This is a genomic window from Acidovorax carolinensis (assembly GCF_002157145.1).
GTDB classification, from domain to species: domain Bacteria; phylum Pseudomonadota; class Gammaproteobacteria; order Burkholderiales; family Burkholderiaceae_C; genus Acidovorax; species Acidovorax carolinensis.
The window spans coordinates 1,699,093-1,712,054 of record NZ_CP021361.1; the positions used below are offsets into that span (position 1 = coordinate 1,699,093).

A 12,962-nucleotide genomic window follows, 5' to 3' on the forward strand; every position below is an offset into this window, starting at 1 on the left:
CGCGGCAAACTGGTTGGCATGTCATTCAATAGTAGAAAAATGCCCATGAAAATCCTAGTCCCCGTCAAGCGCGTGGTGGACTACAACGTCAAAGTCCGCGTCAAATCGGACGGCACGGGTGTGGACACCGCCAACGTCAAGATGAGCATGAACCCCTTTGACGAAATCGCCGTCGAAGAAGCCGTGCGCCTGAAAGAAAAAGGCCTGGTCACCGAAGTCATCGCGGTCAGCTGCGGCGTGCAGCAGTGCCAGGAAACCCTGCGCACCGCCATGGCCATCGGTGCCGACCGCGCCATCCTGGTGGAAACCCCTGCCGATCTCGACCTGCAGCCCCTGGCCGTCGCCAAACTGCTCAAGGCCCTGGTCGACAAGGAACAACCCGGCCTCATCATCCTGGGCAAACAAGCCATCGACGACGACGCCAACCAGACCGGCCAGATGCTCGCAGCCCTGGCCGACCTGCCCCAGGCCACCTTTGCCAGCAAAGTCGAACTCACGGCCGACAGCGTCAGCGTCACCCGCGAAGTCGACGGCGGCCTGGAAACCCTGGCATTGAGCCTGCCAGCCGTCATCACCACCGACCTGCGCCTGAACGAGCCCCGCTACGTCACCTTGCCCAACATCATGAAGGCCAAGAAAAAGCAGCTCGACACCGTCAAACCAGAAGACCTCGGAGTGGACGTCACCCCGCGCCTGAAGACCCTGAAGGTCACCGAGCCCGCCAAGCGCGGTGCCGGCATCAAGGTGGCCGACGTGGCCGCCCTGGTCGAAAAGCTGAAAAACGAAGCCAAAGTCATCTAAGGAGTACAAGAAATGACCACCCTCGTTATTGCTGAACACGACAACGCCACCATCAAAGGCGCCACCCTCAACACCGTCACCGCCGCAGTCGCCTGCGGAGGCGACGTCCATGTGCTGATCGCCGGCCACAACGCCAGCGCCGCCGCCCAGGCCGCCTCCAAAATAGCCGGCGTCGCCAAAGTCATCCACGCCGAAGCCCCCGGCCTGGAACATGGCCTGGCAGAAAACGTCGCCGCCCAGGTCCTCGCCATCGCCGGCAACTACAGCCACATCCTCTTCCCCGCTACTGCCAGCGGCAAGAACGTGGCCCCCCGCGTGGCGGCCAAGCTTGACGTCGCCCAGATCAGCGACATCACCAAGGTCATTACCGCGGACACCTTCGAGCGCCCCATCTACGCCGGCAACGCCATCGCCACCGTGCAAAGCGCAGACAGCGTCAAGATCATCACCGTGCGCACCACCGGCTTTGACGCCGCAGCGGCCACCGGAGGCAGCGCAACGGTTGAAACCACCGCCGCCACGGCAGACAACGGCAAAAGCCGCTTCATGGGCAGCGAAATCGCCAAGAGCGACCGCCCCGAGCTCACCGCCGCCAAGATCATCGTCTCCGGTGGCCGGGCCCTCGGGAGCAAGGAAAAGTTCGACGAAGTCATGACCCCGCTGGCCGACAAGCTCGGAGCGGCCCTCGGCGCCAGCCGCGCCGCGGTCGACGCAGGCTATGCCCCCAACGACTGGCAAGTGGGCCAGACCGGCAAGATCGTGGCGCCGCAGCTGTACATCGCAGCGGGCATCTCGGGCGCCATCCAGCACCTGGCGGGCATGAAGGACTCCAAGGTGATCGTGGCGATCAACAAGGACCCGGAGGCGCCGATCTTCAGCGTGGCCGACTATGGGCTGGAGGCGGACCTGTTCACGGCAGTGCCGGAACTGGTCAAGGCGCTCTGACCCAAGGTGTTGAGTTTGGCGCAGCATGCGTGCTTCATCCGCCGTGCGCAGGTGCGACTGCAGGCGGCTGCGCAGATTGACGCTCTTGCCTATGTACAGCGGCAGGTCACCCTCTTGCCCATGAAAGATGTACACCCCGGGCGCCGACGGCATGTCCGAGATGGCCTCACGCAGGTGCACGGGGTATTCGTAGAACCGGGCCTCGTCGAATTCAGGCCGGCGGCGGGCAGGAATGTGCATGGCAGCTCAGGTCTTGAATTGCTTGATGCTGGCGATCACAACGCCCCAGACCTCAATGGTCTGGCCATCCTGGGGAATGATGTCCTCATAGGCTGGATTGGCGGCTTGTAATTTGAGTCTGCCACCCTGCAGCCACAGCTTCTTGCAGGTGTAGGCCCCGTCAACCACCGCCACGACGGTCATGCCATGGCGTGGCTTGATGGCCCGGTCCACCAGGATGATGTCGCCATCGAAAATGCCTTCGTCGCGCATGGAGTCTCCCCGCACTCGCAGGGTGTAGGTGGCCTGGGGATGCAGGATGATGTGCCGCAGCACGTCAATGCGCTCTGCCTGTAATTCCTCGGCCGGGGACGGAAACCCCGCATGCACGCAGGTATCAATCCCCAGGGCCGACAGGCCAAGGACATAGGGCTCGGGAGCCAGGCAGGGCAAATCAAGAACCGGGAGCATGGGGGCAGCGCCAGGGCGAGCGGGAAGAGGCACAGAAAGGAACGGAGAAGGCTGAACGCCAGAGAGGTATCAGTACTGTGATTAACAACAGTATATTGCCTACTGTCGTTCCAGAGCGATTCCCGACCATCGTGGTCTGCCCATCTTCCAAACCAGCGCGTTTCGACCCGAACCAAAGTAAGGGGCATTCCTGACCCGTATGCTCTCGCCCCTTTGATGAACCGACGAATTGAAGTGAAACAGACCACGACCTGGTCGCGCATGTTGCGCCTGACCGCTTTCTTCATGCTGGCCGTTGCCAGCACGGCCCATGCCCGTATCCCGATCTTTGAAGCCCTGGACAGTGCATCCGGCCACCCCACCAGCTTTGCGCAATGCCCGCAGTTCTTCGCACAAGGCAAGCCGCCAGCCGTGTCGCCACGACCCCAACTTCGTGAGCTGTGCTACGAGGCCTTTGCCATCCTGCACAGTGAAGAAACCAAGACCCCGGTCTTCGTGGCCCAACGCCTGAACCGCGAGAGCATCGAGGATGCCGACGAAAAGCGTGCGACCAGGTTCTTTGCCGATGCCCGGCTACCCCGGCGGGAGCGCGCTGAATTGGAGGACTACAAGCGCTCCGGCTATTCCCGGGGCCATATGGCACCAGCGGGGGATATGCCGACACCAACGGCCATGGCCCAGAGCTTCAGCCTGGCCAACATGGTTCCCCAGAACGCCCAGCACAACGGGGGTGCCTGGGCCAAGATCGAGCAGGACACGCGGCACTACGTGCGCCGGGCCAAGGGGGATGTGTATGTGATTACCGGGCCGGTGTTCACCGAGGGTTCGCCTCGTATCGGCAACAACGGGGTGATGGTGCTGACCTACCTGTTCAAGTTGGTGTATGACCAGCACACGAACAGGGCCTGGGCACACTGGCAGCAAAACCAGGAAGGCGAGCGAGTCGGCCGGCCTATCAGTTACGAGGAACTGGTGAAGCGCACGGGCGTGGAGTTCTTGCCGGGTGTGGGGATGTAGGGTTTTGGGTGCTAACGGGCGCCACGCTTTTGCACCCGGAATGCGAATGTCCTGGTTCGAACCGGAACGCTAACGGGCGCGGCCAGCGCGACGCGGTAGCAGTCGACATACCGCAAATGACCTGCGCTTAGTTCATCCCCATGAGCAGTGCCCGAAACGCTTTGGCATTGAGCTGCGACTTGTCTTCCATGCAGTTGTTGAACACGGAGTGGGCGTACTTCACTGACCGGGTAATGGGATTGAAGCGTTGGGCCAGGGCCTGCAGTTCATCAGCCGTGTAGGCGTAGTCGAATCGCTCGGCGGCCGTCTTGGCCGGCATCACGTAAGCCTGCACATTGCGCCCATGCAGGCGCAGCAGGGCGTGCTCCGGGTGGGTGGTCTCCCAGATGGCCGGCACGCTGTAGGGTGAGCCCTGTGGTCCATCCACGATGGTGTGCACCATGCCGAGCTCGCGCAGCATGGCCAGGGTCTCTGCCGTGGTCTCTGCGTTCTCCCACCAGCTGGGGTTGCGAAACTCGATGCTCAGTGTGTGGCCCGGGAGGTGCTCCAGGCAATGCTCGATGTGTTCGACGGCCGCTTTATGGCGGGACACCTTGGGTGAGAACTGAAAGTGAACCAGGCCCAGCTTGCTGTTGGCCCTGAGGGGCACCAGACAGGCAGCAAATCGGCGCCACAGTTCTTCCCTGAGCTCCTCGGCCATGTCCTTGTAGACCATCCTGCGACCGGCACCCAGGGCCTGCTTGATGTCTTTCGGCAGCACGTCCGTACTGGTCCACTGCCCGGTGAACAGGCTGAAGGCCTTCACGTTGAACACGAACCCTGGTGCCGTGCGTTCAGCCCAATGCTGGGCCGTGGTCACGGAGGGGATGGCGTAGTAACTGGTGTCCACCTCGACCAGGTTGAACTGCGAGGCGTAAAAGCGCAGACGCGCCTCGGGCGACTTCACGCTCTCGGGGTAGAACGTGCCGCTCTCCAGGAGCGTCCTGTCTGTCCAGGATGCCGTTCCGACCAGTAACGTCATGGGTGCCTCCGTGGGGTCATCCTACATTGAGGAAGCTCTTTTCTCTGAGAGGATTGAGCCATGAAGAAGTCGAACAAGTTCTTGCCCGAGGTCCGCGAGCGGGCGGTGCGGATGGTGCAGGAACACCGGGGGGATTACCCATCGCTGTGGGCAGCCATTGAATCTATTGCCCCCAAGATTGGCTGCGTGCCGCAGACGCTGCATGAATGGGTCAAGCGATTCGAAGTCGATGCTGGCGTGCGCGAAGGCGTCACTACCAGCGAGGCGCAACGGGTCAAGAATCTGGAGCGCGAGGTCAAGGAACTGCGCCGGGCCAACGAGATACTGAAGCTGGCCAGCGCGTTTTTCGCCCAGGCGTGTCGGCGCCGATCCAAATCTGAGCCACCGTGCCGACTGAATATTGAGCCAGGGGTGGAAGCCGACGTTTCAAGGGTCGGCTGTGGATAAGTGTAGGTGCTATCCTGGTTTGCTGATCTCCTTGCTGATGTGTTGAAGGCGCTGGGCAAGCCGCGAAGGGCGTAGCCCGTAGCGGCTTGCCCTGCGCGGTGCCTGCTCAGAATGGGTCGGGCTCAGCCTGCGTTGAGGCACTCTTTCGGTCCTGTTCCCGGGCCTTGATCCGCTTCTTCGCAGCGGCCGTGCTGCGGCTGAACCGGATCGACTCGTTGCCCGTCTCCACGATGTGGCAGTGGTGCGTGAGACGGTCCAGCAGCGCGGTGGTCATCTTCGCGTCGCCGAACACGCTGGACCATTCGGCGAAGTCCAGGTTGGTCGTGATCATCACGCTGGTGTGTTCGTACAGCTTGCTCAGCAGGTGGAACAGCAGCGCCCCGCCGGCCTGGCTGAACGGCAGATAACCCAGCTCGTCCAGGATGATCAGGTCCATGCGCAGCAAGCTGGTGGCGATGCGACCGGCCTTGCCCTGCGCCTTCTCCTGCTCCAGTGCGTTAACCAGATCGACCGTGGAGTAGAACCGCACCCGCTTGCCATGGCGGGTGATGCCCGAGACGCCGATGGCAGTGGCCAGATGGGTCTTGCCCGTGCCCGGGCCGCCCACCAGCACCACGTTGTGCGCCTCGTCGGTAAAGGCAGTGCCGGCCAGCGTGGTGACGAGCTTTCGGTCCACCGGCGAGACCGAGAAGTCAAAGCCCGCCATGTCCCGGTGCACCGGGAACTTCGCCGCGTGCATCTGGTGGCTGATCGAGCGCATCGCCCGGTCCGTGCCCTCGGCCTGCAGCAGGTGCTCGATCAGCCAGCGCGAGGTCTCGATGCCCAGGCCGCCGCCATCGCCACCGCCTTGCTCGACCAGATCAGCCCAGGCACCGGCCATGCCGTGCAGGCGCAGCGCCTTGAGTTCGACCAGCACATCAGTCTTCATGGCGGGCTCCTTCGGTGGTGGCGCCCACGGCACTGTCCGCGGTGTCGGCCCGAAGGCTGTCGTAGCGGGCCGTGTTTGCCAGCGGTGGCGTTGTCACCTTCAGCCGTGTGGCCGCCGTGGGAGGTGCCGGCTGCGCGTTGAGCCGGCTCAGCACGTTGACCACATGCTCCACGCTCACCTTGCCTGGCGCACCGCTCTCCAGCGCCAGCTCGATGGCCACCAGCACCGCGTCCAGACCGGCGCCAAGCACAATCGCCAGCACTTGCGCCATCACCCGGTCGCCTCCCGGGTTACGCAATAGCCCGCGGCGCAGCCGCTGCAGTGGCTCGGGCATGTCCGCAAAGGGCGCTCCGTTTCTCAGCGCCCCGGGCTTTCTCTGCAGCAGCGGGATGTAGTGCTGCCAGTCGTACCGGGTCTCGCCCGCGTTGCTCAGACGTTCGTGGCGGGCGATGACCTCATCATCGGCCACGATGACCACGCGGCCCGGGTACAGCCGCGTGCTCACCATCTGGCCCACGCGTTCGCACGGCACCGAATACCGGTTGCGCGCCACAGACACCAGGCAGGTGCTGGAAACCCGCGCGGGTTTCTCGACGTAGCCGTCGAAGGGCAGCGGCATGGGCATGAGGTGCGCCCGCTCGTGTTCGAGCATCTCCGACACGCTGAACTGCTTGTGCTCGGGGTGGCGTACCTCGTCCCACAACGCGCGGCAGCGCTGGCCCAGCCAGGCGTTGAGTTCGGTGAAGCTGCCGAACTTGATCTGCGCCGCGTCGATCCAGATGCGTCGGCGGCTGTCCTGCACGTTCTTCTCCACCACCCCTTTCTCCCAGCCGCTGGCCACGTTGCAGAAGTCCGGGTCATAGAGGTAGTGCGCGCACATGGTGGCAAAGCGCTCGTTGACGATGCGTCCCTTGCCCTTCTTGACCTTGTCTACAGCGGTCTTCATGTTGTCGTAGATGCCCCGGCGTGCCACGCCGCCCAGCGCGGCGAACGATCGGGTGTGGGCATCGAACAGCATCTCGTGACCCTGGCTGGGGTACGCCACCAGCCAGAAGGCCCGCGAAGCACACAGCTTCATATGCGAGACCTGCACCCGGTAGTAGATGCCGCCGATCACCATGCCTTCCTCGCTCCAGTCGAACTGGAAAGCCTCTCCCAGCTCGAAGGCCAGCGGCACGAAGGCATTGACGGCCGCCCCCTGACCCTCGCTCTGGCGCCACGCCCGGATGAAGTCGGTCACCCGCGTGTAACCCCCTTCGTAGCCCGCTTGCCTGATCTCGGCGTACAGCGCCTTGGCCGTGCGCCGCTCGTGTTTGGGCCGCCGTGCATCGGCCTTCAAGGCCAGCATGAGCGCGTCATGAAACGCCGTCAGTTTGTTGGGCTGTTCGCTGCGGCGGTACCTCGGTGGGCCGTCCACCTCGCCGTGCAGCCACTTCGCCACCGTGTTGCGCGATAGCCCTGTCATGCGCGATATCTCGCGCTCCGATTTGTTCTTGCGGGCATACAAATGCCGGATCCTGCCAATCATGTCCATGGTGATCACTCCTTGTCCTCTGCTGCACAAAAAAGCAGCAGATTAAGTTGTTCACCTGGCTCAGTTTTGGGTCGGCACTACCCTCAAAAGTGGCTCAGTTTTCGGTCGGCGCCAACAATCAGTCGTGTGGTGTCATTGCACGATGAGGTGGCCATGAGCGGAAGACCAAAGACTCCATTGGTGTTGAGCGTGACGGAGCGCGAACAGCTGATCGCGCTGACCAAGCGTCGCAAGACGGCGCAGGCTCTGGCGTTGCGAGCGCGCATCGTGCTGGCCTGTGCCGAAGGTTCGGATAACAAAGTGGTGGCAGCGCGCCAGCGGGTCACGCAGCAGACGGTATCGAAGTGGCGCGGTCGGTTTGTCCAGCTGCGGCTGGACGGTCTGCTTGACGCACCGCGCCCGGGTGCACCGCGTACGATCGACGATGCCCGAGTCGATGCCGTCATCGCCAAGACGCTGGAGTCCGTGCCCGCTGGTGCCACGCACTGGAGCACGCGCAGTATGGCGCGCGCCATGGATGTGTCACAGACGGCTGTGAGTCGAATCTGGCGGGCTTTCGGCTTGCAGCCGCACCGCCATGAAACCTTCAAACTCTCCAGTGATCCGCTGTTCGTCGAGAAGGTGCGCGACATTGTCGGCCTGTACATGGATCCGCCGCTCAAGGCGATGGTGTTGTGCGTGGATGAGAAGAGCCAGATCCAGGCGCTGGACCGTACACAGCCGATCCTGCCGCTGGCACCGGGCATCCCCGAGCGGCGAACCCACGACTACATGCGCCATGGCACGACGACGCTGTTTGCGGCGCTGGACATTGCCACGGGCGAAGTGATCGGGGAGTTGCATCGGCGCCATCGCAGCACGGAGTTCCTGCAATTTCTGCGAACCATCGAAGCCAACGTGCCTGCTGGCTTGGACGTGCATCTGGTGATGGACAACTACGGCACGCACAAGACCCCCTCAATCAGGGCATGGTTCGGCAGACATCCCAGGTTTCACGTGCACTTCACGCCCACCTCTGCATCCTGGCTGAACCAGGTCGAGCGCTGGTTCGCCACCCTGACCGAGAAGTGCATCCGTCGCGGCACGCACAGATCAACAAGACAGCTCGAACAAGCAATCCGCGAATACCTCGAACTCAACAACGCGGATCCAAAACCATTCGTCTGGGCCAAGTCCGCCGACGACATCCTTGCAAGCATCGAAAGATTTTGTCTGCGAATTTCTAACTCAGGACACTAGCTTGCCCAGCACAAACCCCGGATTCCGTGCGTACCGGCCTGCGCACCAGGTGATGCGTACCGGCTGAAAACATGGGTTTCCGTTGAAGCACCTTGGAAACCTGCGGCTGGAAACTGAGGTTTTCTCAGGCTCCAGAAATGCGCTGTTCGCTGTTACAGCGCCTGTTACGTGCTCTCCAGAAAAGTGCGCTTTCGCTGGTAACCGGCTTGTTAACCATGCGCTGGTAACCATCCAGCAAATGCCCGATTGCGTGGATTCCAGTGGCATCACGCATTGCGTTGTACATCCCCGACCGGGGCAGCGGGTTCTAGAGGGTGCTTTGCACATCCAGAACGTCAATGCCTATCACGGCAGGCTAAAGAACTGGATGGCCCGCTTTCATGGGGTGGCAACCAAATACCTTGCCAATCATCTGGGGTGGCGACGCATGCTCGAGCGGTATCGGCAGTCCATCTTGCCTGCGCATTGCTTGCAAGAAGCCCTGGGGCGCGCTTCGCAACACGTAATTGGGGCATAGCCAAAAAAAAGCCCGATCCTGAGATCGGGCTTTAAAGGGATCCCTGAAACGGGGGTTTCGAGAGGATCCAAGGAGACAACTGGCGGTCCCTGGCGCGGGACCATTGTTCAATTATCAGGGTAATCCCTGAACGCTGGCTAGAGTTCGCACTCAAAGCGCAGCGCGGTGCTCTGCTTAGCGCTTGCGGGGAGCGGCCGACTTGGCGGCGTCGGCAGCGGTGCTAGCGACGGCGTTGAAGTTGGCTTCTGCCACGTCAGAGGCTTGCTTGACAGCCTTTTGCACCGATTCAAATGCATTGTTGGCAGCGGCCACGGCGCTCTTCATCACGGCAACGGCGGTTTCGGAACCGGCGGGGGCGTTCTTGGCAGCGCTGTCCACCAGATTGGCGAATGCCTTTTGTGCGTCGGTGGTCTGGGTTTCCAGAGCCTTGCCAAATTCGGCGCCCGTGCCCGAAGCGATGTCATACAGGTGACGGCTGTAGGCGGCGGTCTTTTCAGCCAAGGGCTGGAACAGGCCAGCTTGCAGGGCCAGCAGTTCTTGTGCGTCCTTCACGCCCAGAACGGCCTGGGTGTGCTGTGCGGCTTCCGACAGGGCAGCGCGCGTAGCGGTCACGTTCAGTTCAACCAGCTTTTCCACGCCTTCGAAAGCCTTGGTGGTCAGGCCGAACAGGGTTTCGATGTTGGCTTTGTGGGATGCCAGGATTTGTTCTGCGGTCAGCGACATGTCATATCTCCTAAAAATGGAACCCGGATGGGTCAAGGTGGCTTACGAACATCTGCGCTGACCTTGACTCGGTAAAGTCATGTTGCAGTGCAGCATGGAATGAATTTTAGAGGGTTGCTGACCAATTGCAAGCAGTTTTTGCTGCAATGCAGCATATTAGGGGCGACTCCCCAGCGGCCGTGGGGTTGCCACAATCCCGTCATGCATGCCTATTACGCGGACCATTTTGTGTTGCCCCTTCCTGAGGGGCACCGCTTTCCCATGGCGAAATACCGGTTGTTGCGGGACCTACTGGCGCAGCAGTTGCCCCAGGTGCTGCTGCAGGTGGCCTCACCGGCATCGGATGGCGAACTGGCGCTGGCGCACACGCCGGGCTACATCCAGGCGATTGCTGCTGGCACCTTGCCCGCAGCCGCGCAGCGGGAGATCGGCTTTCCGTGGAGCGAGGCGATGGCCGAGCGTGCCCGGCGCTCCGTGGGGGCCAGCATCGCGGCATGCCGCGTGGCCCTGCGGGAAGGGCTGGCGGGCAATCTGGCGGGTGGCACGCACCACGCCTATACAGACAAGGGCAGCGGGTTTTGCGTGTTCAACGACATCGCCGTGGCTGCGCGTCTCATGCAGGCCGAAAGGGCGTCTGATCTCGACGGTGGCACGGGGCAGCCGCTGCGGGTGGCGGTGATCGATCTGGATGTGCACCAGGGCAATGGCACGGCACATATCTTTCGCAGCGATGCCAGTGTGTTCACGCTGTCACTGCACGGGGCTCGCAACTTTCCGTTCCGCAAGGAGGCCAGCGATCTGGATGTGGAGTTGCCCGACGGCTGCGCGGACGACGAATATTTGCATGCGTTGGAGCAGGCGCTGGACACGCTGGACCAGCGCTTTGCGCCCGGGCTGGTGCTGTATTTGGCGGGCGCCGACCCGCATCTGGGCGACCGGCTGGGCCGCCTCGCGCTGAGCCACGACGGCCTGGAGGCGCGTGACCGCCGGGTGTTCGACTGGGCCTGGCAGCGCCGCGTGCCGCTGGCCTTCACCATGGCCGGGGGCTATGGCCGTGACATGGCCGACACACTGCAGGCGCAGCTGACGACCTGGCGGGTGGCGCAGCAATACCATGCGCGCTGGCAGAATGCTCGGCCATGACCACTGCCGCCACTGCCGCCACTGCCACCACTTCCCAGGCTGACCAGCCCGCCCAACCCACCCAGTCAGCAGCGCGCCCCGCGCCGCAGCCGCGCAGCGCCTACCGGGCCTTCCGCCCCATAAGCACCCGCTGGGCCGACAACGATGTCTATGGCCATGTGAACAACGTCGTTTACTACAGCTGGTTCGACACGGCTGTGAACGCGCACCTGATCGAGCACGGCGTGCTCGATATCCACACCGGTGAAACCATCGGCCTGGTGATCGAAACCCAGTGCAATTATTTTGCCCCGCTGGCGTTTCCGCAGACCGTGGAGGCGGGCATTCGCGTGGCGCGGCTGGGTGGCTCCAGCGTGCGTTACGAGGTGGGTTTGTTTGCCCAGGGCGAGCCGCTGTGCGCCGCCGCCGGGCATTTCATCCATGTGTACGTGGACCGCGCCACGCGCCGGCCCGTGCCGGTGCCTGAGCCCTTGCGTGCCGTGCTGCAGGCGCTGGTGGTGGGTGGGTGAGTATTTTGCTATATAAAATATAGCTACTTGCGCTTTATGCGTAAGCACTAGAGCAATATTTGACATATATTTGCAACCGGGAATGTTCTGGGTCCTTTGGACAGTGGCTGCATGCGCCTGATGGCCTACACTCTGGAGCCCCTGGCTTCGCCAGCGATGGTTTTTGCATCCCCAGGCCGCCCTGCCGTGGCCCCGCCTCACCATGATCATCACCAGTCTGCTCGACACCGACCTGTACAAGTTCACCATGATGCAGGTGGTGCTGCACCAGTTTCCGGGTGCGCAGGTCGAATACAAATTCAAATGCCGCAACCCCGGCGCGCAGCTGGCGCCTTATGTGGCTGAAATTCGCTCGGAAATCCGCTCGCTGTGCAGCCTGCAGTTCCAGGACGACGAGCTCGATTACCTGCGCTCGCTGCGCTTCATCAAGAGCGACTTTGTCGATTTTCTCGGCCTGTTCCGGCTGAACGAGAAATACATCACCGTCACGCCGCAGCCCTCGGGCGAGATCGACATCACCATCCGTGGGCCCTGGCTGCACACCATCCTGTTCGAGATTCCGGTGCTGGCCATCGTGAACGAGGTGTACTTTCGCAACACGCAGAAAGTGCCCGATTTCCCCGAGGGGCGCCGGCGCCTGGACGACAAGATGGCGCTGCTGCAGGCCGAGGGCCTGGCCGACCTCAAGATCGCCGACTACGGCACGCGCCGGCGCTTCAGCCGCGCGTGGCACGAAGAGCTGCTGCGCGTGCTGGTGGCCCGTCTGGGCACCGGCGACCGCCGTCCGGGCGCGCCGCCCGGCCCCGGCCAGTTTGCCGGCACCAGCAATGTGCTCTATGCCATGAAGCTCGGTGTGACGCCGCTCGGCACCATGGCGCACGAATACCTGCAGGCCTGCCAGGCGCTGGGCCCACGCCTGCGCGACAGCCAGGTGTTCGGCTTTGAAATGTGGGCCAAGGAATACCGGGGCGATTTAGGGATCGCCCTGTCGGACGTGTATGGCATGAGCGCCTTTTTGCGCGATTTCGACCTGTATTTCTGCAAGCTCTTTGACGGCGCGCGGCATGACAGCGGTGACCCGTTTGCCTGGGGCGAGCGCCTGCTCGACCACTACCGCAAGCACCGCGTGGACCCGCTGACCAAGACGCTGATCTTCAGCGACGCCCTCACGGTACCGCGCACCATCGAGCTGTACCAGCAGTTCCGGGGGCGCTGCCAGCTGGCATTCGGCATTGGCACCAACCTCACCAACGATCTGGGTTACGAGCCGCTGCAGGTGGTCATCAAAATGACGCGCTGCAACGACCAGCCCGTGGCCAAGGTGTCTGACACGCCCGGCAAGGGCATGTGCGACGACGAGAAATACCTGGCCTATCTGCGCCAGGTGTTCGAGATTCCGTCGGTGCCCTGACTACGCTGTTGACGCTGCCCGCGCGGTGCGCGTGGCC

At 62.7% G+C, this 12,962-nt stretch carries 12 protein-coding genes and 2 pseudogenes; 9 read left to right on the forward strand and 5 right to left on the reverse strand.

The genetic code is table 11. The features are described from left to right. Positions 1–45 precede the first annotated feature (45 nt). On the forward strand, positions 46–801 hold the full coding sequence (locus CBP34_RS08035; protein WP_094097726.1) for an electron transfer flavoprotein subunit beta/FixA family protein: 756 nt from the start codon (positions 46–48) through the stop codon (positions 799–801). Positions 802–813: 12 nt separating this feature from the next. Next, on the forward strand, positions 814–1,746 hold the full coding sequence (locus tag CBP34_RS08040; protein ID WP_094097727.1) for an electron transfer flavoprotein subunit alpha/FixB family protein: 933 nt from the start codon (positions 814–816) through the stop codon (positions 1,744–1,746). Positions 1,747–1,992: 246 nt separating this feature from the next. On the opposite strand, the gene CBP34_RS08050 is transcribed toward CBP34_RS08040, so the two are convergent. Beyond that, on the reverse strand, positions 1,993–2,436 hold the full coding sequence (locus CBP34_RS08050) for a LexA family protein (protein WP_094097728.1): 444 nt from the start codon (positions 2,434–2,436) through the stop codon (positions 1,993–1,995). 285 nt (positions 2,437–2,721) lie between these two features. On the opposite strand from CBP34_RS08050, the gene CBP34_RS08055 reads away from it, so the two are divergent. Beyond that, complete coding sequence (locus tag CBP34_RS08055) at positions 2,722–3,453, forward strand: DNA/RNA non-specific endonuclease (RefSeq protein WP_094099110.1); 732 nt, start codon at positions 2,722–2,724, stop codon at positions 3,451–3,453. 127 nt (positions 3,454–3,580) lie between these two features. Here the strand turns inward: CBP34_RS08055 and CBP34_RS08060 are convergent, their stop codons facing one another. Beyond that, positions 3,581–4,474: a DUF72 domain-containing protein gene (locus tag CBP34_RS08060; protein ID WP_094097729.1), complete on the reverse strand. Its 894-nt coding sequence runs from the start codon at positions 4,472–4,474 to the stop codon at positions 3,581–3,583. 60 nt (positions 4,475–4,534) lie between these two features. On the opposite strand from CBP34_RS08060, the pseudogene CBP34_RS08065 reads away from it, so the two are divergent. Continuing rightward, positions 4,535–4,822, forward strand: a pseudogene (locus CBP34_RS08065) (transposase); the annotation flags it as partial. A 205-nt stretch (positions 4,823–5,027) separates the two neighbouring features. Here CBP34_RS08065 and istB read toward each other — a convergent pair. Together istB and istA are read right to left on the reverse strand one after the other, a co-directional pair. After that, positions 5,028–5,849 carry an IS21-like element helper ATPase IstB gene (gene istB / locus CBP34_RS08070; RefSeq protein ID WP_087745763.1) on the reverse strand — a complete coding sequence of 274 codons (822 nt, stop codon included), beginning with the start codon at positions 5,847–5,849 and terminating at the stop codon, positions 5,028–5,030. Then, on the reverse strand, positions 5,839–7,383 hold the full coding sequence (gene istA, locus CBP34_RS08075) for an IS21 family transposase (RefSeq protein WP_087748263.1): 1,545 nt from the start codon (positions 7,381–7,383) through the stop codon (positions 5,839–5,841). The genes istB and istA overlap by 11 nt, the downstream gene beginning before the upstream one ends. 153 nt (positions 7,384–7,536) lie before the next feature. Between istA and CBP34_RS08080 the strand changes: the two genes are divergently transcribed. Next, positions 7,537–8,622, forward strand: a complete 1,086-nt coding sequence (locus CBP34_RS08080; RefSeq protein ID WP_094099064.1) for an IS630 family transposase — start codon at positions 7,537–7,539, stop codon at positions 8,620–8,622. A gap of 256 nt (positions 8,623–8,878) precedes the next feature. Further along, positions 8,879–9,139, forward strand: a pseudogene (locus CBP34_RS08085) (IS1595 family transposase); the annotation flags it as partial. 174 nt (positions 9,140–9,313) lie between these two features. Here the strand turns inward: CBP34_RS08085 and CBP34_RS08090 are convergent. Further along, positions 9,314–9,862 carry a phasin family protein gene (locus CBP34_RS08090; RefSeq protein WP_087745329.1) on the reverse strand — a complete coding sequence of 183 codons (549 nt, stop codon included), beginning with the start codon at positions 9,860–9,862 and terminating at the stop codon, positions 9,314–9,316. 201 nt (positions 9,863–10,063) lie between these two features. Here CBP34_RS08090 and CBP34_RS08095 point away from each other — a divergent pair, with 201 nt between their 5' ends. The 3 genes from CBP34_RS08095 to pncB all read left to right on the forward strand — a co-directional run bounded on the left by CBP34_RS08095 (position 10,064) and on the right by pncB (position 12,925). Further along, positions 10,064–11,005, forward strand: a complete 942-nt coding sequence (locus CBP34_RS08095) for a histone deacetylase family protein (RefSeq protein WP_094097731.1) — start codon at positions 10,064–10,066, stop codon at positions 11,003–11,005. Then, positions 11,002–11,514: an acyl-CoA thioesterase gene (locus tag CBP34_RS08100; RefSeq protein ID WP_094097732.1), complete on the forward strand. Its 513-nt coding sequence runs from the start codon at positions 11,002–11,004 to the stop codon at positions 11,512–11,514. Before CBP34_RS08095 ends, CBP34_RS08100 begins: the two co-directional genes overlap by 4 nt. Positions 11,515–11,716: 202 nt before the next feature. Further along, positions 11,717–12,925, forward strand: a complete 1,209-nt coding sequence (gene pncB / locus CBP34_RS08105) for a nicotinate phosphoribosyltransferase (RefSeq protein ID WP_094099111.1) — start codon at positions 11,717–11,719, stop codon at positions 12,923–12,925. Positions 12,926–12,962: the final 37 nt, after the last annotated feature.

Coding starts and splice junctions, on each gene's coding strand:
- CBP34_RS08055 (WP_094099110.1), top strand. CDS start 2,722: ATGCTGGCCGTTGCCAGCACGGCCCATGCCCGTATCCCGATCTTTGAA.
- CBP34_RS08095 (WP_094097731.1), top strand. CDS start 10,064: ATGCATGCCTATTACGCGGACCATTTTGTGTTGCCCCTTCCTGAGGGG.
- pncB (WP_094099111.1), top strand. CDS start 11,717: ATGATCATCACCAGTCTGCTCGACACCGACCTGTACAAGTTCACCATG.
- CBP34_RS08060 (WP_094097729.1), bottom strand. CDS start 4,474: ATGACGTTACTGGTCGGAACGGCATCCTGGACAGACAGGACGCTCCTG.
- CBP34_RS08090 (WP_087745329.1), bottom strand. CDS start 9,862: ATGTCGCTGACCGCAGAACAAATCCTGGCATCCCACAAAGCCAACATC.
- CBP34_RS08100 (WP_094097732.1), top strand. CDS start 11,002: ATGACCACTGCCGCCACTGCCGCCACTGCCACCACTTCCCAGGCTGAC.
- CBP34_RS08080 (WP_094099064.1), top strand. CDS start 7,537: ATGAGCGGAAGACCAAAGACTCCATTGGTGTTGAGCGTGACGGAGCGC.
- istB (WP_087745763.1), bottom strand. CDS start 5,849: ATGAAGACTGATGTGCTGGTCGAACTCAAGGCGCTGCGCCTGCACGGC.
- CBP34_RS08035 (WP_094097726.1), top strand. CDS start 46: ATGAAAATCCTAGTCCCCGTCAAGCGCGTGGTGGACTACAACGTCAAA.
- CBP34_RS08040 (WP_094097727.1), top strand. CDS start 814: ATGACCACCCTCGTTATTGCTGAACACGACAACGCCACCATCAAAGGC.
- CBP34_RS08050 (WP_094097728.1), bottom strand. CDS start 2,436: ATGCTCCCGGTTCTTGATTTGCCCTGCCTGGCTCCCGAGCCCTATGTC.
- istA (WP_087748263.1), bottom strand. CDS start 7,383: ATGGACATGATTGGCAGGATCCGGCATTTGTATGCCCGCAAGAACAAA.